Source organism: Snodgrassella sp. ESL0253 (assembly GCF_013344965.1).
GTDB lineage: Bacteria > Pseudomonadota > Gammaproteobacteria > Burkholderiales > Neisseriaceae > Snodgrassella > Snodgrassella alvi_B.
Genome location: NZ_JAAEDQ010000003.1, coordinates 182,376 through 202,887, shown reverse-complemented (window position 1 = coordinate 202,887; position 20,512 = coordinate 182,376). Strand labels below are relative to the sequence as shown.

Below are 20,512 nucleotides of genomic sequence, written 5' to 3'. Positions count from 1 at the left end.
TTAATTGTGTTGCGTGATGTCAGAGCCGCTGTGTATCGTGAATTTCCGCCGCTTGCAGTGTATTTTCCATTAAGGTCGCGATAGTCATGGGGCCAACTCCACCCGGTACCGGCGTAATCATTGCCGCACGTTCTTTGGCAGTCTCAAACTCTACATCACCGCATAACTGCCCGTTTTCCAGTCGGTTAATCCCCACATCTATAACCACTGCACCCGGTTTAATCCATTCACCTTTGACAAACTCTGGAATGCCGACACCCGCTACCACAATATCGGCGGCAGCAACTTCCTGCGCCAGATTCTGAGTAGCACTGTGACAAACTGTTACAGTTGCACGTGCCAGTAGCAATTCTAATGCCTGCGGTCGGCCGACAATATTCGAAGCACCAATCACGACGGCTTTTTTGCCGGTTATTTCAACCTGATAAGCATCGAGTAATGTCATCACCCCTTTAGGTGTACATGGGCGCATTAACGGCATTTTCACTGCCAAACGGCCTACATTATACGGATGAAAACCATCTACATCTTTGTGCGGCACAATTCGTTCCAGTATCTTCTGACCGTCAATGTGCGCAGGCAGAGGTAATTGCACCAGAATACCGTCAACACCGTTGTCAGCATTCATCTCGTCGATCAGTGCCAGTAATTCAGCTTCACTGGTCTGTGCCGGCAGCTCGTAACTGCGTGATTCAAATCCGATGGTTTCACAGGCACGTTTTTTATTGCGTACATATACTGCACTGGCCGGATCTTCGCCTACCAGCACCACAGCCAGACAGGGACGGTGTAGCCGATTGTCCAGCCGCTGTTGTACGCGCGCAGCCAGATTTTGTAGAATTTGTTGGGAAATTTTTTTACCATCAATGAGTTGTGCGGTCATCAGAATATTCCAGACAGAAAGGAAAGATTATGCTGCTGGCCAGCAGTCAGCAGTCAGCAGCCAATATTCAGAAAAATAGTATTGTCGCATTTTTTTTCGGCGGTTTCATCTGCTTTTATCTACTGCCACCAACATAAATCGGCAATAATTCAAAAATATGGCAAAAAAATTTGCTTTACCTCTTGACGATAGTTTTTTAGAGCTGTATAGTTCGCCTCTCTCGTCGGGGTGTAGCGCAGCCTGGTTAGCGCATCTGCTTTGGGAGCAGAGGGTCGTGAGTTCGAATCCCACCACCCCGACCATATCGACTGAATCCTTATCCGGATAGATTTGAGAGCACGCGCCCGTAGCTCAACCGGATAGAGCACCGGCCTTCTAAGCCGGGGGTTACAGGTTCGATTCCTGTCGGGCGCACCAAAGTTTGAAAAAGTTTTTATGGTGGCTGTAGCTCAGTTGGTAGAGCCCTGGATTGTGATTCCAGTTGTCGTGGGTTCGAGCCCCATCAGCCACCCCACTATAAAAGCCCAAGCCCTCTGCTTGGGCTTTTAACTTTTATACGCCAGCTTTTTATAATCCGGTATCGCCTGCTAAACTTGCTATCTATTACACTGTATCATAATAGTTGCTTATAAAACTGCTATTCCGCTATGAATAAAACTGCAACTGAACTGCCGATGCTAACTATAGCCTTGTGTGCCGGAGAAGCATCTGGTGATTTACTGGGTGCTCATCTGATGAATGCCATTCGTGCACGTTATCCTCATGTACGGTTTGTTGGTATCGGCGGGCCGCGGATGTTGGCTGCGGGGATACAGAGCCTGTATGATCAGGAAAAACTGGCGGTACGCGGTTTTGTTGAGGTAGTAAAAAAATTACCGGAAATTCTGTCCATTCGTCGCGGTTTGATCCAGGCACTGAAAAAAATCCGCCCGCAGGTATTTGTAGGCATTGATGCACCGGATTTTAATTTGGGTGTCGCAGAAAGCTTAAAGCGTGCCGGTATTGCCACCGTACATTATGTCAGCCCATCTGTATGGGCATGGCGGCGTAAGCGGGTAAAAAAAATTGTTAAGCAAGTAGACGAGGTATTGTGTCTGTTTCCGATGGAACCAGAGCTATACCAGCAGGCCGGTGGTCGTGCCCGCTTCGTTGGCCATCCCCTTGCCCAGACTTTGCCACAGATTGTTGACCGAATGGCAAAACGGCAGCAACTGAAATTGCCTGAACAGGCACCAGTATTTGTTTTAATGCCAGGCAGCCGCGTCAGTGAAATCGATTTTATGGCGCCACTGTTTTTACAGGCAGCAGAAATTATTCATCAGCGTTATCCACAGGCGCAGTTCTTATTGCCACTGGCAACGACGGCAACGCGGCAGCGAATGCAGGCAATACTGGCTCAGCCAGTCTGGCAAAAATTGCCTGTGCGTTTAATGTCAGCCCATGCTGAAATGGCCTGTCAGGCAGCAGATGTGGCGCTGGTTACCAGTGGCACGGCTACGCTGGAAGTAGCTTTATGCCAGTGTCCGATGGTCATCAGTTATAAAATTTCACCCTTAACATATGCTTATGTCAAATATAAAATTAAGGTTCCGTATGTTGGTTTGCCAAATATCTTGTTAGGCAAAGGTGTGGTGCCCGAACTGCTACAGAGTAACGCTACAGCACAAAAACTGGCGCAAGCGGTAATTCACTGGTATGAATCGCCGCAGGAAGTACAAAGCTTGCAGGCCGATTTTTCAACATTACATCAGCAATTACGTTTAAATACGGATGAACTGGCCGCACAGGCAGTCTTACAGCATGCAACGGGACAGATATGAGTATGGATTTAGTCGTATTACCCAGCCATGCCGGTGTGGACGAAGCCGGCCGCGGGCCTTTGGTAGGCAGTGTATATGCAGCAGCAGTTATCTTGCCGGCAGATTATGATTTACCCGGTCTTACTGATTCAAAAAAATTATCTGAAAAGAAACGTGATGCGCTAGCGGTGATGATTAAGCAACAGGCAACTGCTTGGTCAGTGGCAGCTGCTGATGTAGCCGAAATTCATCAATATAATATTCTGTTTGCAACCATGCGCGCCATGGCTCGGGCAGTAGCTGGCTTGCATATCAAGCCAGCCAAAGTATGGATAGATGGTAACCGCATACCCACTGATTTGTCTTTGCCAGCAGAAGCAGTAGTCAAAGGTGATCTGAAAATAGCTGCTATTTCTGCTGCTTCGATTCTGGCTAAGACAGCGCGGGATGCAGAAATGTACGCACTGGATCAGCGCTATCCCCAGTATGGTTTTGCCAAACATAAGGGTTATGGTACAGCAGCACATCTGGCTGCTCTAAAGCAATTTGGCGTATTGCCACAGCATCGTCAGGATTTTGCACCAGTAAAAGCATTACGTGCACAGGGGAAATGCTTTGATTGAGATTATTGCTTGATAACATTTTTCAAGCAATCTGTAGATTTTTACGAATTTTATGGTTTAATACATTGATAGCCAGATTATTCTAGAGATTCACTGGTACGGTAGATAAGCAAGTGAAGCTGGTAATACATTTGTGCTATAAAATAAAAAACGCTTTCCATACAGAAAGCGTTTTAGCTGTTATCTATTTACAATCAGTCCACAAACTGTTTTTTAATCCGTTCACGCCGTTCCTGTGCTTCAACTGACAGAGTAGCAGTAGGGCGAGCCAGCAGCCGTTTCAGACCGATTGGTTCACCTGTATCCTGACAAAAACCATAATCACCTTCATCCAGCTGGCGCAGGGAGGCCTGAATCTTGCTCAATAGCTTACGTTCGCGGTCACGGGTACGTAGCTCCAGTGCGTATTCTTCTTCCAGCGTAGCGCGGTCTGCTGGGTCAGGCGTAGTAGCCTGTTCCTGTAAGTGGCCGGCGGTGTTGTTGGCGTTATGAATCAGTTCATCCTGAAGTTTCAACAGCAAATCACGGAAGAAAGTTTGATGTTCTTCATTCATGTACTCCTCTTCAGGGCCATTCCAGGCTTGGATATCTTGTTCTGTGAGTTTAGCCATTGTACAGTCTTTCTTTTGCGTAGCTCGATTAAGCAATTAGCTCAGGAATTGACAGCTTAATCTGTTTGTAAACACAACAGATGCTGGCTGTCATGCTGTTAAAAAAGTCCGGGCATGATAGCATGTTTTTATATACTATTCGTAATTTTGCATTCGACAACATTATCCGCTAATCAGCCAGTATGAAATTTTGCTGCCCGCCTGTGGTAACCACCAGTCCAGACAAAGCCATAACACCAGCAGAATAACTGTCGCAGAAAAATCATATTTGCCGATTCGCAGAAAGGCAAACGGGCGGGTTAGCGGTATATAAATACGCTGCAAGGTAAGCAATAATACAGAATAAGGTTTGCTCAGACTTAAAAACATCCGTATTACCAGTCCGATAAACAGGGCATAGCAAAGCGCTTTCAGGGAAAACAGAATACAAAATAACAAACTGGCGGTAATAACACGGGCATCCGGCTGTATCCATGTAAAGGCAATAAACAGATTGAGTGCTGTAGCCAGATAATAAATGATGATGGTAGCCAGAATACAGGCACCGTCCCAATGTCTCAGTGGCGGCGTGATTCTGCGTAAAGGGCGTATCAGCCAATTGGTACTGTGCACACAAAACTGGGCTAGCGGATGTAGAAAAGGTAAATTACCCCACTGTAACAAAAGCCGTGCCCAGCATATGATGGACAGAGCACTGGCTAATAAAAATAATGTTTTACTAATCACACGATACCTTAAGGAGCAAGCTGTTTTTGCATTTCTTCTGCCCGCGCAACACTGGCGGCCACCCCATCAACCACTACCTGTGTTAGCTGATGCTGTTCAAAAACTGAGGTAGCCGCAAATGTGGTGCCACCTTTAGAAGTCACATTTTTTTGTAACTGTACAAATTCAATACCGGATTGTTGTGCCAGAGATACCGCACCTTTGAATGTGACCAGGCTTAACTGGTGTGCTTCTTCTGCGCTGAAACCCTGTTGTATTGCTGCCTGCTGTAGGGCATTGAGAAAATAGAACACATAAGCTGGGCCACTGCCGCTGATACCGGCAATCCGGTTAATGCCACTTTCTTCTTCCAGCCACACTACATCACCAGTGGTACGCATGATATTTTCAGCGACAGCCCTGTCTGCTGCATCTATATTTGCTGGTGCAAATAAACCGGAAATGCCCAGGCCAATTTGACACGGGGTATTGGGCATAATCCGGATGATACGCTGGTGATTACCCAGAAACTGGCGCAGAATGTCTACGGTTAATCCCGCGGCAATGCTGAGTACCAATGCACCATTGACTTTGATATCTGCGGTAGCCTGCTGCATATCCTGTGGTTTAACCGCCAGCACCAACACATCGGCAGCAGTAAGCTCAGGGAGTCTGTCACTGCTGTGTACCCGATAACAGCTGCTCAAATGCTCGCGCTTTTCCTGATTACGGTCAATGACTGTAATATCATAGCCACCTTGTCTATTCATGCCAGCGACAATAGCAGACGCCATATTGCCCCCGCCAAGAAAATAAACACTCATATAATTTCCTCTTTTTTATTAAAAATTGAACAGCTCAATCAATAATACCGCTACTAGTCAAATCAACAGAATCAACATTAATTTTACAATAACTATTATTTGCTGATTACAGACATACGATATAAATTGTCCCGCAAACGCATAAAGCCGATATCCGCTTCTGGCATAGATTGATTTAGTTAAAATTTACTGGATTAATCACCTTAATCTTACTGTAAATAACTAAATCTGCTGGAGTTTATGTAAATTATGTATTAGTAATATGCCATATTTTGATAAAAATAAAACCATTCAGGAGGTTTATATTAACGAAAAAAGCAACAGTCCGCATGACCAGTCCAAGTATCCTTATAATATTGATAACAGGGCATATTGAGTGCTTGTAATACACTGCATTCAGAGAGTGAATCACAAAAAATAGTAGTGAAGGGTGTTCTTGCTTCAGTTTTAGTCGCTGATGAGACAATGGATCGTAGTTCTTTTATAGGTTTGATGGGCACTCATTCTGAAGAATTTTAAGAAATACTAGAATACACTCAAATACTGCACGATATAAAAATTATTCAGATAAGCCGATAAAACAGGTGATTGCTGAACCAGTTAGTCCTTTCAGTCTGGATAAGGATACTGCCAGCTATGCAAATAACAGACGGGTTATATCTGCGGGAAAATGCCGCATGCGGATGCAGTGCGGGTAGAAGAATTTATTAATTATTTTCCAGATGCTTCGAATGAAAAATTTATAGCACTATCCGGTTTTCCGTTTGCTGCAACTTATGAATTGACGCCCAGTCCATAGAATGCAGATAAAGCTCTATTAAGGGTAAATATTAAAGTAAGAAATATCAATTTAATCAATTACCAACATGAAATGCGGTGTTTCTGATAGATACATCCGGTTCGATGTATGGTTCGGACAGATTGAATTTCTTTAAAATAATTTTTGTCTTTTCAATATGGATAATGAAGTGTTAGCATCATTAACATAAAGTCCGAGTGTAATATACTAACTTTCCGCAACAAGAATAATTATTTCAATATAACTGAATGTAATTCAATGCACTTACCTATTTCTAAATTGATGGGCGGTTTGAAGAAACGCATACACATTTTGGCCTGGTTAGCCTTAATTGCTCTATTTATTGGCCAATTGGGCTCTGTATATTGGATATTTGAGCTGTTTTCGCACTTCACCCCGTTTTATGTGCTGTTGTTTTTTCTGGTATGTTTTTGTTGTCCAAGTAAAAAACAGCGTTTAGTGTTTGCTATTGTAGCTGTTGCTGGCTGTTATTGGTGTTTAACCCCGTGGTTCATTACTCATTCAGCCGATACCACGCAAGCAAAACCTGTACGTTTCTTAAGCTATAACGTGTTGAATATCAATGCGCATATTGATACTGAAAGCAAGTGGCTGTTGAGAAATAATAGTGATGTTATTTTTCTGACGGAAACTTCTCTGGCCTGGGGCAGTGCACTTCAGCCTTTGGCAGAAACTACCCAGCATTGTGCTGAGTATAATGACTCTCCCTTTGGTATGGCTCTGTATTCACATCTGCCTTTAAAAAGCTGTGAAGTACGCTATACCACAGATAATGATATTTATCCCTATATCCGCGCCCAACTGCAAAATGGTCTGGTGGTATATGGTATTCATCCGCCCCCGCCGATTACCGCAACTCTGGTAGAGGAGCGCAATAATCAGTTGCAGGCTCTGGCTACTATGATTAAGCAGGAAAAAAATAATGTTATCGTGCTGGGTGATATGAATATCAGTGCTTTTTCACCGGTTTTTCGTGATTTTATTCAGGCAGCTGATGTGCATTTGACCAGCCCGCGAGCGCGGCCGACCTGGCTACCTGCTTTGCTGTCGATTGACCATGCATTGGTACGGCAATCAGATAAAGTAGTGGCGACAGGAAGCTATAGTTGGTATGGCTCCGACCATAAAGCGATATGGATTAGTTATGTGCCATGACATTTTACAAATAGGAAAAGATAAACACCTATCTCAGAATTGGTACATAGTACTATAACCTCTGTCTTCGAATGCTGAACAGGAATTGTCCAACCTGAAAATGATTTCATGAATTATGTCATTAAGCATTATTCAGATTTAACAGCCGCTATAAACATATGGTTTGTCGGGAGCGGGTTGCTCGTATGCACTTTGTATAAATAACCTATACAGTATCGCTTGTATGGTGCATAAGATAGGGTATGGACAAATATATGTCGCCATTGGTGTGAAAACTAAAATTCCGGTTTGAGTTGTTGTTATAGGTAATGATTTATCTCGACTAGTATAATCTGCGTATAATCAGCTTGGTTTAGCAGGTATGGCTAGTTAGCCAATTATTTTCAAATCAGGCACCCTGATTTACTGGGTTATAAAATGGCATTATTATGAAAAATATACTTTCAATTCAGTCTCATGTGGTTTTTGGCCATGCCGGCAACAGTGCTACAGTGTTTCCTATCCGCCGTTTAGGAGTGAATGTCTGGCCATTAAATACAGTACAGTTCTCCAATCATACCCAATACCGGCAATGGAAAGGTACGGTAATGCCGGCTGCGCATTTGCTGGATATTGTCGATGGCATTACCGCAATAGATGAACTGAAAAATTGTGATGCAGTACTAAGTGGCTATATGGGTTCAGCCGAGCAGGGCAATGCCATTATTGATATCGTCAGAAAAGTGAAGCAGGCTAATCCGCAAGCTATTTATTTCTGTGATCCGGTTATGGGCCATCCAGACAAAGGTTGTATTGTGGCAGGTGGTGTAGCTGAATTTTTGTGTGATATAGCATTGCCACTGAGTGATATGATTGCTCCAAACCTTTTTGAACTGGAAGAATTAAACAACAGACAACGCATTCATAATGTTGAAGAAGCTGTTGCTGCCTGTCGTACTTTATGTAATAAAGGGCCGAAAGCAGTGCTGGTGAAACATTTGAGCCGTGCTGGTTATCAAACCGACCGTTTTGAAATGTTGCTGGTAACTCATGAAGCAGTCTGGCATATTCACCGGCCGCTGGTCGATTTCGGTGAACGCCAGCCTGTGGGTGTGGGTGATATGACGAGCGGAATTTTTCTGGCAGATTACCTGTCTGGTAAATCATTGCTAGAATCGTTTGAGCATACTACCGCAGCTGTATATGGTGTGATGCTGGAAACTTTAAAACGTCAGCAGTATGAGTTGCAGGTGGTAGCCGCACAGGATGAAATTGCTCAGCCAACACACCAGTTTAAAGCCGAAAAAATAGCCTGATCCGCCTGTGTGCTTTAACCAGTATTGGTTAAAGCAGTTTTACTGCCGGTAAAAAAATTTTACCGGTATAATGGTATCTGATTCTGTAGTTTTTAATTAATTATTTTCTGTGTGTGCATAACTGCGCTGGCCAAAAATGGCACTACCTACCCGTACATGGGTAGCACCGCAGGCAATGGCGATATTCAAGTCTGCACTCATTCCCATAGACAACACATCAACTGCAAAGCCGGCTTCACAAAGCTGTTGCAATAAGATTTGCATCTGGTTAAACTGCTGCCTTAGTTCAATTTCTGTGCTGTTGGCTTTAGCCACGCACATCAAACCGCGCAGTTTCAGACGTGGCAGGGTGCTGATGGTTGTAGCCAGTGCCAGTAATTCGGCACTATCAGTGCTAATACCATGTTTATTGGCTTCGGCCGCAATATTGACTTCGATACAAACATTTAACGGTGGTAAATGTTCCGGACGTTGTTCGTGCAGCCGCCGGGCAATTTTTTCACGGTCAATGGTGTGTACCCATTGTGCCCGTTCTGCCACAATGCGGCTTTTATTCGACTGAATATGGCCAATCATGTGCCAGACAATATCCAAGTCGGCCAGCAGGTTGGTCTTTTCACTGAATTCCTGTATATAGTTTTCGCCAAAATCACGCTGACCAGCATGATAAAGAGTGGCGATATCATTGGCCGGAAATGTTTTACTGACTGCGATTAGCTGTACAGGTTGAGGTGCTGCGGTTTGCTGGCGCATGCTGGTAATGTTAGCCAGTACCTGCTGCCAGTGTTTGATTAAAAGGTCTACATTGTTCATAAGTTAAGTGAAATTTTTTCAGTTTTTTTGATTCAATCAGGCTGTCTTTGTAAAAATTTTATCGGGGTGACAAATATTTTCATTTTAAAGAAACGATAACTTGATTAGAATAAGAATAATATTTTATGCCTGCATGACGTAGGCAAGCATAACGGAGTAAATATGCAGCTAACCGATTTATTGGCCTTCGGCGTTAAAAATAAAGCTTCCGACTTGCATCTGAGTGCTGGTCTGCCTCCTATGATACGCGTTAATGGTGATATTCGCCGTATCAATCTGCCTGAACAGAGTGCAGAAGAAGTAGGCAAAATGATTGCTTCTATCATGAACGATTATCAGCGCAAGGATTATCAGCAAAATCTGGAAACTGACTTTTCATTCGAATTGCCCAATGTATCGCGGTTTCGTGTCAATGCTTTTAACACCGAGCGTGGCCCCGCTGCCGTTATGCGTACCATTCCCAGTAAAGTCCTCACACTGGAGGAACTTAGGGCACCAGCAATTTTTCAGAAAATCGCAGAGAAGCCGCGTGGACTGGTGCTGGTAACAGGCCCTACTGGTTCCGGTAAATCAACCACGCTGGCCGCAATGATTGATTACATCAACAATAATGATGCTGGCCATATTTTAACAATTGAAGATCCCATTGAGTTTGTGCACCAGAGTAAAAAGTCGTTGGTAAACCAGCGTGAATTGCATCAGCATACACATAGTTTCGCTAATGCTCTGCGTTCAGCTCTGCGTGAAGACCCGGATGTGATTCTGGTGGGGGAAATGCGTGACCCAGAAACCATTGGTTTGGCTTTAACTGCTGCTGAAACCGGCCACCTTGTGTTTGGTACTTTGCATACTACAGGTGCAGCCAAAACAATTGACCGTATTGTAGACGTATTCCCCGCAGGTGAAAAAGAAATGGTTCGTTCCATGCTGTCAGAAAGCTTGCAGGCAGTGATTTCCCAAACTCTGCTGAAAACCAAGGATGGCAATGGTCGTGTGGCTGCTCATGAAATCATGATCAGTACACCAGCAGTACGTAATCTGATTCGTGAAAATAAAATTGCCCAGATTAATTCTACTTTGCAGACCGGACAGAAATTCGGGATGCAGACACTGGATCAGTGTTTACAGCAACTGTTGCGCGAAGGTCGCATCAGTTTGGAGACTGCCCGTTCCAAAGCGGCGAGTCCAGACCAGTTGGTAGGATAATTCTCTTTCGTTTTTTATTCAGGAAAGCATGTTGCCATGGGTGTGCAGAAAGACTCCGCCAAAGAGTCAGGTTTATCTGATTTACTCGCAGATATGGTTAACCATTATCAACATCCCGCCGCTACCACAGCGACGGTTCCCCCGACTTCCAGCGCAGTAGTTACGCCGGTTGTTCCCACTGCTGTATCGGAGCAACCAGTGTCACAGGCTTCGCCAGATAAAGAAAAGGCAACAGTACCAGTTGCAGAAAAGATACTAGCTCCTGAGATCGATAAAACAGTAAAATCCAGAAATATAATGCCAAAATCATACACGACAGATGTCAGTACAAGTGCCCCTGCCACTCTGGAGCGGGAAACTATCCATATACATCCGGTACTGGAAAAAATGGCTGTGGAAGCTGTACGTCTGAATGCCGCAGATATCTTTATCAGCCCGGGCTTTCCGCCGTCCTGGAAAGTTGATGGCAAAATCATGCCAGCCCCAACCAAGCCTTTAACTGGAGAAGAAACTGCTAAAATTGCCATGTCAACCATGACAACGGCTCAACGTCAGCGGTTTATGGCAGAACTGGATTTGAACTACTCCATAATTGCTAAAAATGGCGTGCGTTTCAGGGTTAATGCTTATCATGAACAGAGTCGGGTTGGCTTGGTGTTGCGCCGGATTACCACCGATATTCCTACTACCGAAAGCCTTTTTCTGCCGAAAGTGCTGGATGAACTGGTGATGAAAAAACGTGGTCTGATTATCCTGGCCGGCCCCACCGGTAGTGGTAAATCAACCACCATGGCCGCCATGCTGGACTATCGCAATGCTCATTCCGCTGGCCATATTCTGACCATTGAAGATCCGATTGAATACGTCCACAAACCCAAGAAAAGCATTATTACTCATCGTGAAGTAGGTGTGGATACGCTAAGCTGGGACAATGCCATGCAAAGCGCCCTGCGTGAAGCACCTGATGTTGTCTGTGTGGGCGAGGTGCGCAGTGATGAAAGCATGGCGTATGCCTTGAAACTGGCGCAAACTGGTCACCTGTGTTTCTTTACCGTGCATGCCAGTAGTGCCAATCAGGCCATTGAGCGTATTCTGAATTTCTATCCCGAAGAACAGCATAAACAAGTGCTGATGGATTTAGCGCTGAATCTGGTATGCATTATCGGCCAGCGTTTGGCCACGAAAAAAGATGGAAGAGGCCGCCGTGCCGTGATTGACCTGTTAATCAATACAGCTACTGTTCAGGACTATATCTACAAAGGCAAATTAATGCAGATAAAAGAACTGATGGCCAAATCAGGTAATGATGGTATGCAAACTTTTGATCAGTGTCTGTTTCAGCTATATGCTGATGGTATCATAGATTTTGAAGAAGCTTTGCGCCAAGCTGATTCACCTAATGATTTACGCTTGCGGATTAATCTGTATGAGCAGGGTGAAAAAGGTGCAGCAATCTTCAATACAGGGGCAGAGCTGAACCTGATTTAGATCGATATAAATCCAGTTAATTTTTTGTTAATCTTACGATTTTATTCAGGCAAAGCAACCAGCTTTGCCTGTTGTATTATAGGCTGTAAATCATCCAGCCTGTGAACTGTATCACGGAATAGTAAAGCACCATGAAAGCTATGATTCTGGCTGCCGGACGCGGCGAACGTATGCGGCCGCTTACCGATACCACTCCCAAACCCTTGCTGAACGTGGGTGGAATACCATTAATCGGCCATCATTTGCAGCGCTTACAAGCTGCTGGTTTTCGCGATATTGTGATTAATCATGCGTGGCTGGGACAACAAATCGAAGCCACTCTGGGTACAGGACGTGCCTATGGAGTGAATATTCGTTATTCAGCTGAAAAAGAAGGTGGTCTGGAAACTGCCGGCGGGATTGCCACTGCCTTACCTCTACTTGGCTGTAAGCCGTTTCTGGTTATTAATGGCGATGTATTAACCGATATAGATTTTGCACAGGCCTTAAAGATTGGTGAAAGAATACAACAAACGGGTAAGCTGGCGCATTTATGGCTGGTTGATAACCCGCAACATCATCCAGAAGGTGATTTTAGTCTCACCCAAACAGGGGATGTAACCGAACAACAACCTTATAATCCGACATTAACCTTTAGTGGCGTTGGCGTTTATCATCCAGCCTTATTTAATAATATTCAGCCACACACTCGGGTCAGACTGGCACCTTTATTGCGTACTGCCATGCAGACAGATCAGGTTAGTGGCGAATATCATGCTGGCTACTGGCTGGATGTGGGAACGGTAGAAAGATTGAATCAGGCCAATCAATGGGTTATTGAAAGTGGTGGCGAATAATTAACAAGTCTGTCCAATATACGGTAACATTATTTATTCAACTGGCGGATATTCGTTTTTACAGGATATTTGATTTTCCTGCCAGTACTAATCCTTGTTTTTCCGCGATTAAGCAGTAGTATAAGCATGCAAACACAGCAGTCTGAGCAAACCACTATCCGTATTTTAGGTGTCGATCCCGGGAGTCGTGTTACCGGTTTTGGGGTTATTGATGTCATTGGCCGCCAGCACATCTACGTTGCCTCTGGCTGTATTAAAACTGCTGCGGGCGCTACTTTAGCTGAGCGTATCCGGGTGATTGTGCGCAATTTACAAGAAGTTATATCTACCTATCAACCTACGCAAACTGCTATAGAACAGGTATTTGTCAATGTTAATCCGGCGGCCACTCTCGTATTGGGACAGGCGCGGGGCGCGGCAATAGCCGCACTGACACTGGGCGAATTACCGGTATTTGAATACACTGCCCTGCAAGTAAAGCAGGCAGTAGTGGGGCAGGGTAAAGCGGCCAAAGAACAGGTACAGCATATGGTAGTACAAATGCTGTCCCTGTCTGGTACACCGCAGGCTGATGCTGCGGATGCGCTGGCTGTTGCACTAACTCATGCATTACGCAATTACAGCCTCGCCTCCAGAATTCAGCAGGGGCTAACCATTAAATCCGGTCGTTTCCGTTAAATCCTGTGAGCCACACAACATCCCACCGCTTTAAGGTGGTTGGTCTGCGCATTGAGCAAAATTAATCATCCTGCTTGACCTTTGCTCCGAAAAGACAAGATAATAATCAATCCCAATTACTGTGTGTCTTAAACCTATAAGGCAGTAGGTGGCAGATAAATTGTAAATTCATTAATCGGTTGAAGCAGCACACTATACGGGTGCTGTTGTTCATCTTCATTAACCAGTTTCATTCGGCTTAGCAAACCAAATCGCGCCGATTCAAGTTTGGCTGGTTTCACGTCCAGACGATCATGCCAAACTCGATAAGTACCTAATTTACCATTGCGGCGGTAATAAAAACCCGCCAGCGGGTGAGTCAGATAAATCAGTGCGGTTTCGCTATCAGGAAAACCCTGAAAATGAAATTCCTGATCAGGTTGCTGGCTTAATTGTACCTGAGCGGGTGCCCAATCTGCCTGTGTATGCATTTCATAGTGCCGGTAGCAGCCAGAATGCTGGTCAAAATCACAATTAAAACTCATTTTGCCTGGGTGCCACGGTAGCTTCCACACATGGCGAGGTACCATAATGGTCCACGAATCCAAGGTTGTGCCCAAAAACCAGACACAGCGTTCTCCAGTAGTGGTATCAATGATGTAAATCCGGTAATTGGTTTGCCCCATGGTGAAAACAGGAAAAGGATAAACTGCCGAGGTAAAATCCACATCCATAAAGGGTACCACTGATAGCAAACCTTTTTCCTGACCATCAATCATGACACTATCTAGCTGGAAACGTGGCGGGAATAATCCGGCAAATTTATGTGCATCAACCGCATAAGTAATAATAGCAAAATGTTTCAACTTACAGTCTACATCAATTCCAGATGGTGCCGGTCGTGGATGCAAAAAGTCCTTGAATTTAAGTGACGCTAGCATATATGTACCTTTGATTCTTATCCCGAAAGTCTAAACAGCATCAGATCACAGTAGTGCTCACATGATTAAGTATACATATATATGTTTACAAAAACAAACACAAATTTATAAAATTTTTAGATTGATAGCAACTGGCGGAGCAAAATTTTAATTTTTTCAAATAAAAAAATTTTAATTTTGATTTGAAATATAAATTAGAATTCATAATAATTAAATAAATTAATAATTTATATTGGATAAGCAGATAATTATATTTAATATAAATAATATTCGGCTGCTATATTTAAATAATCAATTGTTCTATAAACTTACTTTTGTCATAATTAGTAAAATATTTAATGTAAGATAATGTAAATGAATGAGCAAGAGCGCTGTGCATGGATTGAGCTGGCTTTAACTCCATATATAGGCAGCGAAACATTTCTGCGCCTATTGAAACATTTTGGTTCAGCACAAGCCACACTGTCTGCAAATATTGCTGAAATCAAACCTTTCCTGCTTCGCACGCAGGCTAGCCGGTACTGGCGTAGTGACGAGGCCAGACAGGCTGCAGAAGCCGCCCTGATATGGGAGCAATCCCATGCCGATGCTCGGCTGTTATTGTTGAACGATACCGATTATCCGGCACTGCTAACTGAAGGACTGACACCACCGCCATTATTATTTATCCGTGGCAACAGCCAATGCCTGCACCAGCCATCACTAGCCATAGTGGGCAGCCGCCATGCAACACCACAGGCAATGCGCATCGCCCGTGATTTTGCCAAAGCACTAGCACAAAAGGGAATTACCGTTATCTCCGGAATGGCTGATGGTATTGATACTGCTGCCCATCAGGGTGCATTGTTGGGTACAGGGAGTACCATTGCTGTCTGGGGCACCGGAATTGACCGTGTGTATCCGGCACGCAACAAAGCTCTGGCTGCACAGATTGCTGCACATGGCTGCATTATTTCTGAATTTCCGTTAGGTACACGTTCTTTGGCCGGTAATTTTCCCCGGCGCAATCGCTTGATTGCGGCACTGAGTCAGGGTACGCTAGTAATAGAGGCTGCAACCGAATCGGGTTCATTAATTACCGCACGTTTGGCAGGTGAAATGGGTCGGGAAGTCATGGCGATACCGGGCTCGATTGATAATCCTTTAAGTAAAGGCTGTCACGCACTGATTAAACAGGGGGCCAGACTGGTAGAAAATCTAGAGGATATTCTGCAGGAATGCCCTTTACTCTTGCAAAAACCGCATTTGCAATCATATAGCAGCCAATCTACCCAACAAGTATCCCCAATCAGTACGCCATCCTCAAGCATTGGTAATCCTGAAGATTTATCATTGGCCAGTGCGCCTTTATCTGCACTCAGCCCGATGGAACAGCAGATTCTGGCTGGACTGGGTTACAGTGTGGTTCATCCGGACACACTGGTTACAACACTTGGCATGGCTGCAACAGATGTGTATGCTCATCTGGTAGCACTGGAACTTGGTGGCTGGATTACTGCCCTGCCGGGCGGTTGTTATCAACGCATTAAATCTTGAAAGGAAAGCAAATGATTGATGTAATAGCGTTTTTGATTGAGCACTTTCAAGACGTTGATGCATTCCCTCCGCGTAAAGATCTGGGTGCACTGCTGGAAGAAGTAGGTTTCAATGATGAAGAAATTGGTGACGCATTATCGTGTCTGGATTATTTGCGTTTTGAACCAGTGATTCCGGCAGAAATATTACGCAGCAGTACAGGGACACGCATTTACAATAATGAAGAACTGGATGCACTGCCTCTGGATGTACGTGGTCTGATACATTTTCTGGAGCAGAATGGCGCACTTAAGCCAGAGCAGCGCGAATTTGTACTCAACGCCCTGATGAACTTACCTTACGAAGACATCACGGTAGATCATGCCAAAGTGTTAGCTTTGTTGGTATTATGGGCACATCGTTCAGAATTACCGGTATTAATCGGCGATGAATTAATGGCTGCACTTAATGGTGAGGCCATAATGCAGTAAAATTACTGACAGCGATACAGTATTTGAAAGCTTTCAGTCAGTACGTCTGAAAGCTTTTTGCTTTGTCCAAGCGTATTTATTAGAATAAACCAGACTAACAACATATCACAAATACTTAAATTACGAATGTGAGCCTGAACGAATGGCAAAAAACCTGTTGATTGTTGAATCTCCATCTAAAGCCAAGACGCTGAAAAAATATTTAGGCAGCGATTTTGAAATTCTGGCTTCTTATGGCCATGTGCGCGATCTGGTGCCCAAAAGTGGTGCCGTGGATCCAGAAAATGACTTTGCCATGAAATATCAGCTTGTCAGCCGCAATGCCAAACATCTGGATGCCATTGTTGCTGCGGCCAAAGAAGCAGATGCACTGTATCTGGCCACCGACCCGGATAGGGAAGGTGAAGCCATTTCCTGGCATTTACAGGAGATACTCAAATCCAAGCGTGGGTTGAAAAACCTGCATCCAAAGCGGGTAGTATTCCATGAAGTAACCAAAAAAGCCGTGCTGGAGGCCGTTGCTCATCCGCGTGAACTGTCACAAACACTGGTAGATGCACAACAGACACGACGAGCACTGGATTATCTGGTTGGCTTTAATCTGTCGCCACTATTATGGAAAAAAATTCGCCGTGGTTTGTCTGCTGGCAGAGTACAAAGTCCGGCGTTACGCATGATTTGTGAGCGTGAGCAGGAAATCCGCGAATTTACTGCCCAGGAATACTGGACTGTACATCTGGACAGCCATAAGGCGCGTACCAAATTTACCGCCAAATTAACCCACTGGCAGGGGCAGAAACTGGAACAGTTTGATATCCCAGATGAAGCCCAGCAGCAGGAAATTGTAAATGCACTGGACGGACAGCAGGCACATGTGTCCAAAGTGGAAAAGAAAAAGCGCAGCCGGAATCCAGCTGCTCCTTTTACCACTTCAACCATGCAACAGGAAGCAGTACGCAAGCTGAGCATGACTACAGACCGTACTATGCGTACTGCCCAGCAATTATATGAAGGTGTGGATGTCGGACAGGGTGCAGTGGGGCTGATTACCTACATGCGTACCGACTCAGTTAGCCTGTCCGACGATGCCGTAGTTGAAATACGCCATTATATTGACCATAAAATTGGCAGCGAATATCTGCCGTCTGCACCGAAGATTTACAAAACCAAATCCAAAAATGCACAGGAAGCGCACGAAGCTATTCGCCCAACCTCAGTCTATCGTACGCCAGAAGAAGTAAAACCTTTTCTGACTGCTGACCAGTTTCGCCTGTATCAGATGATCTGGCAGCGTGCAGTAGCCTGCCAAATGGCGCCTGCCCGTTTTGATACTACCAGCGTCGATATTGTCGTTGGTAAAGGTATCTTCCGAGTAACCGGTCAGGTACAGACTTTTGCCGGTTTTCTCAGCGTATACGAAGAAGGCGTGGACGACAGCGAAGATGAAGAAAATGCCAAAAAATTGCCAGAACTGCATGAAGGCGACAATCTGCCGGTCGACAGAATTTTTGGCGAACAGCATTTTACCCAGCCACCACCACGTTACTCTGAAGCCAGTCTGGTTAAAGCACTGGAAGAATATGGTATCGGCCGGCCATCAACCTATGCCAGTATTATTTCCACACTGAAAGAACGTGAATACGTTACTCTGGAACAGAAGCGTTTTCTGCCTACTGATACCGGTGAAGTAGTCAACAAATTCCTGACTGAGCATTTCGGCCAGTATGTAGATTACAATTTTACTGCCAGACTGGAAAACCAGCTGGATGACATTGCCGGCGGCAAACGGGAATGGAAGCCAGTAATGCAACAATTCTGGAAAGGCTTTGATAAAGAAATCAAGGCCAAGGAAGATATTCCGCGTGCAGAGCTCACCGCCGAAAATCTGGATGAAATCTGCCCCAAATGTAGTGCACACCAATTACAGATTAAATTTGGTAAACGGGGTCGTTTTATAGCATGTAGCGGCTACCCAGAGTGTGACTACACCCGTAACGTTAATGAAACTGCCGAAGAAGCGGCCAAGGCGGCAGAAGAGCCTACCGTAGTAGAAGGGCGCAACTGTCCGAAGTGTGAAGGACAGCTGGTTTACAAGCGCGGACGTTATGGCAAATTCATTGGTTGTGCCAATTATCCCAAATGTAAATATATTGAGCCACTGGAAAAACCCAAAGACACCGGCATTGAATGTCCGAAATGCCATAAAGGCAACCTCATTGAGCGTAAAAGCCGCTATGGAAAGCTATTTTATAGTTGTAATACCTATCCGGATTGTGACTATGCAGTGTGGAATCCACCAATTAATGAGCCCTGTCCGCAATGTAGTTGGCCAATATTAACCATCAAAACCACCAAGCGACGCGGCACCGAAAAAGTGTGTCCGCAAAAAGAATGTGGTTATACGGAACAAATTGAACCGCCTGCACCAAAAGAATAAAACAGGCACCTCAAAGTAATTAAATTTATCGAGACTTTCAGAATGCCTGAAAGTCTTTTTTATCGGAGTAAACTCACGTGGCAAAAGTACAGCAACAGCATCGCAATCAGGTGCGTATCATTGGTGGCACACACCGGGGTCGTAAATTAACCTTTCCGACTGCTGATGGCCTGCGCCCGACTGCCGATAGTGTGCGTGAACGTCTGTTTAACTGGCTAGGACAGGACTTAACCGGTATGGCTGTACTGGATCTTTTTGCCGGTAGCGGAGTGATGGGGCTGGAAGCTGCTTCCAGAAGAGCCAGAACAGTTACCCTGATAGAAAAAAATCGTCAGGTGGCAGCTGCAATAAAAAACAATCTGCAACAATTGAATTTTAGTCAGGTAGAGCTCATCTGTACTGATGCACAGAGTTTTCTCGCGAATAACCGTCAGCATTTTGACGTAGTGTTTCTTGATCCGCCTTATGTCTGGCAGCAATGGCATGAGCTCTTAGACGCCATTGTCCCGCATCTGCAGCCACAGGCACGTGTCTATCTGGAAAGCAGTACATTACCCACATTACCAGCAGGCTGGCAGCTGCTGCGAGAGGGAAAGTCAGGTATAAGCCGTTTTGAATTATTAACTTACCGCAACGAATAGATGGCATAAACAGATAGCCGCTAACCGGGGTAGAGGCAAAATAATGTTATAATCCGCGCCCAATGGTTTTGAGTTAAATTTAACGATAAAGGAAAAATATGTCACTCTTGATAACAGATGAGTGCATTAACTGCGATGTGTGCGAGCCCGAGTGCCCAAACAACGCTATTTATCAGGGTGATGAGATTTATGAAATCACCCCGGAGCGTTGTACCCAGTGTGTTGGACATTATGATGAGCCACAGTGCCAGCAGGTTTGCCCGGTAGACTGCATCATCATTGATGAAGAGCACCCTGAAAGCGAAGCAGAGCTGGAAGCGAAATATCAGCAGCTAATGGCAGAAAAGGAGTAAATTTATTCCGGCTGAAATGCATTTGAAACAGTTAATTATTATTTTGGGCAAAAAAAATTGCTCAATAGACTTGACGAAGATGCAAATGAACATTATCATGCCGTTCTCTTTTGGAGGGATTCCCGAGCGGCCAAAGGGGGCAGACTGTAAATCTGTTGCGAAAGCTTCGAAGGTTCGAATCCTTCTCCCTCCACCAAAATTCCAGTCTTACTTGGAGTAGTTTTTAAGTAAGTATGCGGGTGTAGCTCAATGGTAGAGCAGAAGCCTTCCAAGCTTACGGTGAGGGTTCGATTCCCTTCACCCGCTCCAGATAAGTAAATACCGCCGTATGCCCATGTAGCTCAGGGGTAGAGCACTCCCTTGGTAAGGGAGAGGCCGACAGTTCAATTCTGTCCATGGGCACCACCTGAATTAAACTA

Annotated in this window: 19 protein-coding genes, 6 tRNA genes and 1 pseudogene; 20 read left to right on the top strand and 6 right to left on the bottom strand. The window is 44.8% G+C overall.

Features of this window, described 5'->3' with window-relative positions; genetic code table 11:
- Positions 1-19: 19 nt before the first annotated feature.
- Complete coding sequence (folD, locus tag GYX26_RS04080; RefSeq protein ID WP_174828205.1) at positions 20-883, bottom strand: bifunctional methylenetetrahydrofolate dehydrogenase/methenyltetrahydrofolate cyclohydrolase FolD; 864 nt, start codon at positions 881-883, stop codon at positions 20-22.
- A 224-nt stretch (positions 884-1,107) separates the two neighbouring features.
- Here folD and GYX26_RS04075 point away from each other — a divergent pair.
- The 5 genes from GYX26_RS04075 (at position 1,108) to rnhB (ending at position 3,305) form a co-directional block, all read left to right on the top strand.
- A tRNA-Pro gene (locus GYX26_RS04075) sits at positions 1,108-1,185 on the top strand.
- 38 nt (positions 1,186-1,223) lie between these two features.
- Positions 1,224-1,300, top strand: a tRNA-Arg gene (locus GYX26_RS04070).
- 21 nt (positions 1,301-1,321) lie between these two features.
- Positions 1,322-1,397 (top strand) — tRNA-His (locus GYX26_RS04065).
- Between the two features lie 133 nt (positions 1,398-1,530).
- A complete protein-coding gene (gene lpxB, locus GYX26_RS04060; RefSeq protein WP_174828204.1) occupies positions 1,531-2,703 on the top strand; it encodes a lipid-A-disaccharide synthase in 1,173 nt (390 codons plus the stop codon).
- On the top strand, positions 2,700-3,305 hold the full coding sequence (gene rnhB, locus GYX26_RS04055; protein ID WP_174828203.1) for a ribonuclease HII: 606 nt from the start codon (positions 2,700-2,702) through the stop codon (positions 3,303-3,305). The genes lpxB and rnhB overlap by 4 nt, the downstream gene beginning before the upstream one ends.
- Before the next feature lie 194 nt (positions 3,306-3,499).
- On the opposite strand, the gene dksA is transcribed toward rnhB, so the two are convergent.
- The 3 genes from dksA to proC all read right to left on the bottom strand — a co-directional run bounded on the left by dksA (position 3,500) and on the right by proC (position 5,445).
- Positions 3,500-3,916 (bottom strand): RNA polymerase-binding protein DksA, encoded by a 417-nt coding sequence (gene dksA / locus GYX26_RS04050; RefSeq protein WP_037407116.1) that lies wholly within the window; start codon positions 3,914-3,916, stop codon positions 3,500-3,502.
- 162 nt (positions 3,917-4,078) lie between these two features.
- Positions 4,079-4,642 carry a YggT family protein gene (locus GYX26_RS04045; protein WP_100090150.1) on the bottom strand — a complete coding sequence of 188 codons (564 nt, stop codon included), beginning with the start codon at positions 4,640-4,642 and terminating at the stop codon, positions 4,079-4,081.
- 8 nt (positions 4,643-4,650) lie between these two features.
- The gene (gene proC, locus GYX26_RS04040) at positions 4,651-5,445 is read right to left on the bottom strand and encodes a pyrroline-5-carboxylate reductase (protein WP_174828202.1); all 795 of its coding nucleotides are present in this window, start codon (positions 5,443-5,445) and stop codon (positions 4,651-4,653) included.
- A 512-nt stretch (positions 5,446-5,957) separates the two neighbouring features.
- Between proC and GYX26_RS11650 the strand changes: the two are divergent.
- From GYX26_RS11650 to pdxY, 3 genes and pseudogenes are all read left to right on the top strand, one after another.
- Positions 5,958-6,244: pseudogene (locus GYX26_RS11650) on the top strand (von Willebrand factor type A domain-containing protein).
- A gap of 570 nt (positions 6,245-6,814) precedes the next feature.
- A complete protein-coding gene (locus tag GYX26_RS04025; protein WP_174828200.1) occupies positions 6,815-7,420 on the top strand; it encodes an endonuclease/exonuclease/phosphatase family protein in 606 nt (201 codons plus the stop codon).
- 428 nt (positions 7,421-7,848) lie between these two features.
- Positions 7,849-8,715 carry a pyridoxal kinase PdxY gene (gene pdxY / locus GYX26_RS04020; RefSeq protein WP_174828199.1) on the top strand — a complete coding sequence of 289 codons (867 nt, stop codon included), beginning with the start codon at positions 7,849-7,851 and terminating at the stop codon, positions 8,713-8,715.
- Positions 8,716-8,811: 96 nt separating this feature from the next.
- Here the strand turns inward: pdxY and GYX26_RS04015 are convergent, their stop codons facing one another.
- Positions 8,812-9,528, bottom strand: a complete 717-nt coding sequence (locus GYX26_RS04015; protein ID WP_174828198.1) for a YggS family pyridoxal phosphate-dependent enzyme — start codon at positions 9,526-9,528, stop codon at positions 8,812-8,814.
- 162 nt (positions 9,529-9,690) lie between these two features.
- Here GYX26_RS04015 and GYX26_RS04010 point away from each other — a divergent pair, with 162 nt between their 5' ends.
- The 4 genes from GYX26_RS04010 (at position 9,691) to ruvC (ending at position 13,736) form a co-directional block, all read left to right on the top strand.
- A complete protein-coding gene (locus GYX26_RS04010) occupies positions 9,691-10,734 on the top strand; it encodes a type IV pilus twitching motility protein PilT (protein ID WP_174828197.1) in 1,044 nt (347 codons plus the stop codon).
- A gap of 36 nt (positions 10,735-10,770) precedes the next feature.
- A complete protein-coding gene (locus GYX26_RS04005; RefSeq protein ID WP_238791225.1) occupies positions 10,771-12,222 on the top strand; it encodes a PilT/PilU family type 4a pilus ATPase in 1,452 nt (483 codons plus the stop codon).
- A gap of 131 nt (positions 12,223-12,353) precedes the next feature.
- Complete coding sequence (gene murU / locus GYX26_RS04000) at positions 12,354-13,058, top strand: N-acetylmuramate alpha-1-phosphate uridylyltransferase MurU (protein ID WP_174828196.1); 705 nt, start codon at positions 12,354-12,356, stop codon at positions 13,056-13,058.
- A 126-nt stretch (positions 13,059-13,184) separates the two neighbouring features.
- Positions 13,185-13,736 carry a crossover junction endodeoxyribonuclease RuvC gene (gene ruvC, locus GYX26_RS03995; protein WP_100090159.1) on the top strand — a complete coding sequence of 184 codons (552 nt, stop codon included), beginning with the start codon at positions 13,185-13,187 and terminating at the stop codon, positions 13,734-13,736.
- Positions 13,737-13,870: 134 nt separating this feature from the next.
- Here the strand turns inward: ruvC and GYX26_RS03990 are convergent, their stop codons facing one another.
- A complete protein-coding gene (locus GYX26_RS03990) occupies positions 13,871-14,656 on the bottom strand; it encodes a DUF2071 domain-containing protein (protein WP_174828195.1) in 786 nt (261 codons plus the stop codon).
- A 354-nt stretch (positions 14,657-15,010) separates the two neighbouring features.
- Here GYX26_RS03990 and dprA point away from each other — a divergent pair, with 354 nt between their 5' ends.
- The 8 genes from dprA (at position 15,011) to GYX26_RS03950 (ending at position 20,498) form a co-directional block, all read left to right on the top strand.
- Positions 15,011-16,192 carry a DNA-processing protein DprA gene (gene dprA / locus GYX26_RS03985; RefSeq protein WP_174828194.1) on the top strand — a complete coding sequence of 394 codons (1,182 nt, stop codon included), beginning with the start codon at positions 15,011-15,013 and terminating at the stop codon, positions 16,190-16,192.
- 11 nt (positions 16,193-16,203) lie between these two features.
- Entirely contained in the window at positions 16,204-16,662 is a 459-nt protein-coding gene (locus GYX26_RS03980) for a DUF494 family protein (protein WP_100090162.1), read from the top strand.
- Between the two features lie 142 nt (positions 16,663-16,804).
- Positions 16,805-19,099 carry a type I DNA topoisomerase gene (topA, locus tag GYX26_RS03975; RefSeq protein ID WP_174828193.1) on the top strand — a complete coding sequence of 765 codons (2,295 nt, stop codon included), beginning with the start codon at positions 16,805-16,807 and terminating at the stop codon, positions 19,097-19,099.
- Between the two features lie 77 nt (positions 19,100-19,176).
- On the top strand, positions 19,177-19,740 hold the full coding sequence (gene rsmD, locus GYX26_RS03970; RefSeq protein ID WP_174828192.1) for a 16S rRNA (guanine(966)-N(2))-methyltransferase RsmD: 564 nt from the start codon (positions 19,177-19,179) through the stop codon (positions 19,738-19,740).
- A gap of 98 nt (positions 19,741-19,838) precedes the next feature.
- Positions 19,839-20,093: a YfhL family 4Fe-4S dicluster ferredoxin gene (locus tag GYX26_RS03965; protein ID WP_100090165.1), complete on the top strand. Its 255-nt coding sequence runs from the start codon at positions 19,839-19,841 to the stop codon at positions 20,091-20,093.
- A 112-nt stretch (positions 20,094-20,205) separates the two neighbouring features.
- Positions 20,206-20,289, top strand: a tRNA-Tyr gene (locus GYX26_RS03960).
- Positions 20,290-20,328: 39 nt separating this feature from the next.
- Positions 20,329-20,402: transfer RNA gene (locus GYX26_RS03955), tRNA-Gly, on the top strand.
- A gap of 21 nt (positions 20,403-20,423) precedes the next feature.
- Positions 20,424-20,498 (top strand) — tRNA-Thr (locus tag GYX26_RS03950).
- Positions 20,499-20,512: the final 14 nt, after the last annotated feature.

Coding starts and splice junctions, on each gene's coding strand:
- GYX26_RS03980 (WP_100090162.1), top strand. CDS start 16,204: ATGATTGATGTAATAGCGTTTTTGATTGAGCACTTTCAAGACGTTGAT.
- dprA (WP_174828194.1), top strand. CDS start 15,011: ATGAATGAGCAAGAGCGCTGTGCATGGATTGAGCTGGCTTTAACTCCA.
- ruvC (WP_100090159.1), top strand. CDS start 13,185: ATGCAAACACAGCAGTCTGAGCAAACCACTATCCGTATTTTAGGTGTC.
- GYX26_RS03965 (WP_100090165.1), top strand. CDS start 19,839: ATGTCACTCTTGATAACAGATGAGTGCATTAACTGCGATGTGTGCGAG.
- dksA (WP_037407116.1), bottom strand. CDS start 3,916: ATGGCTAAACTCACAGAACAAGATATCCAAGCCTGGAATGGCCCTGAA.
- proC (WP_174828202.1), bottom strand. CDS start 5,445: ATGAGTGTTTATTTTCTTGGCGGGGGCAATATGGCGTCTGCTATTGTC.
- murU (WP_174828196.1), top strand. CDS start 12,354: ATGAAAGCTATGATTCTGGCTGCCGGACGCGGCGAACGTATGCGGCCG.
- lpxB (WP_174828204.1), top strand. CDS start 1,531: ATGAATAAAACTGCAACTGAACTGCCGATGCTAACTATAGCCTTGTGT.
- GYX26_RS04005 (WP_238791225.1), top strand. CDS start 10,771: ATGGGTGTGCAGAAAGACTCCGCCAAAGAGTCAGGTTTATCTGATTTA.
- GYX26_RS04010 (WP_174828197.1), top strand. CDS start 9,691: ATGCAGCTAACCGATTTATTGGCCTTCGGCGTTAAAAATAAAGCTTCC.
- pdxY (WP_174828199.1), top strand. CDS start 7,849: ATGAAAAATATACTTTCAATTCAGTCTCATGTGGTTTTTGGCCATGCC.
- rnhB (WP_174828203.1), top strand. CDS start 2,700: ATGAGTATGGATTTAGTCGTATTACCCAGCCATGCCGGTGTGGACGAA.
- topA (WP_174828193.1), top strand. CDS start 16,805: ATGGCAAAAAACCTGTTGATTGTTGAATCTCCATCTAAAGCCAAGACG.
- folD (WP_174828205.1), bottom strand. CDS start 883: ATGACCGCACAACTCATTGATGGTAAAAAAATTTCCCAACAAATTCTA.
- GYX26_RS04015 (WP_174828198.1), bottom strand. CDS start 9,528: ATGAACAATGTAGACCTTTTAATCAAACACTGGCAGCAGGTACTGGCT.
- GYX26_RS03990 (WP_174828195.1), bottom strand. CDS start 14,656: ATGCTAGCGTCACTTAAATTCAAGGACTTTTTGCATCCACGACCGGCA.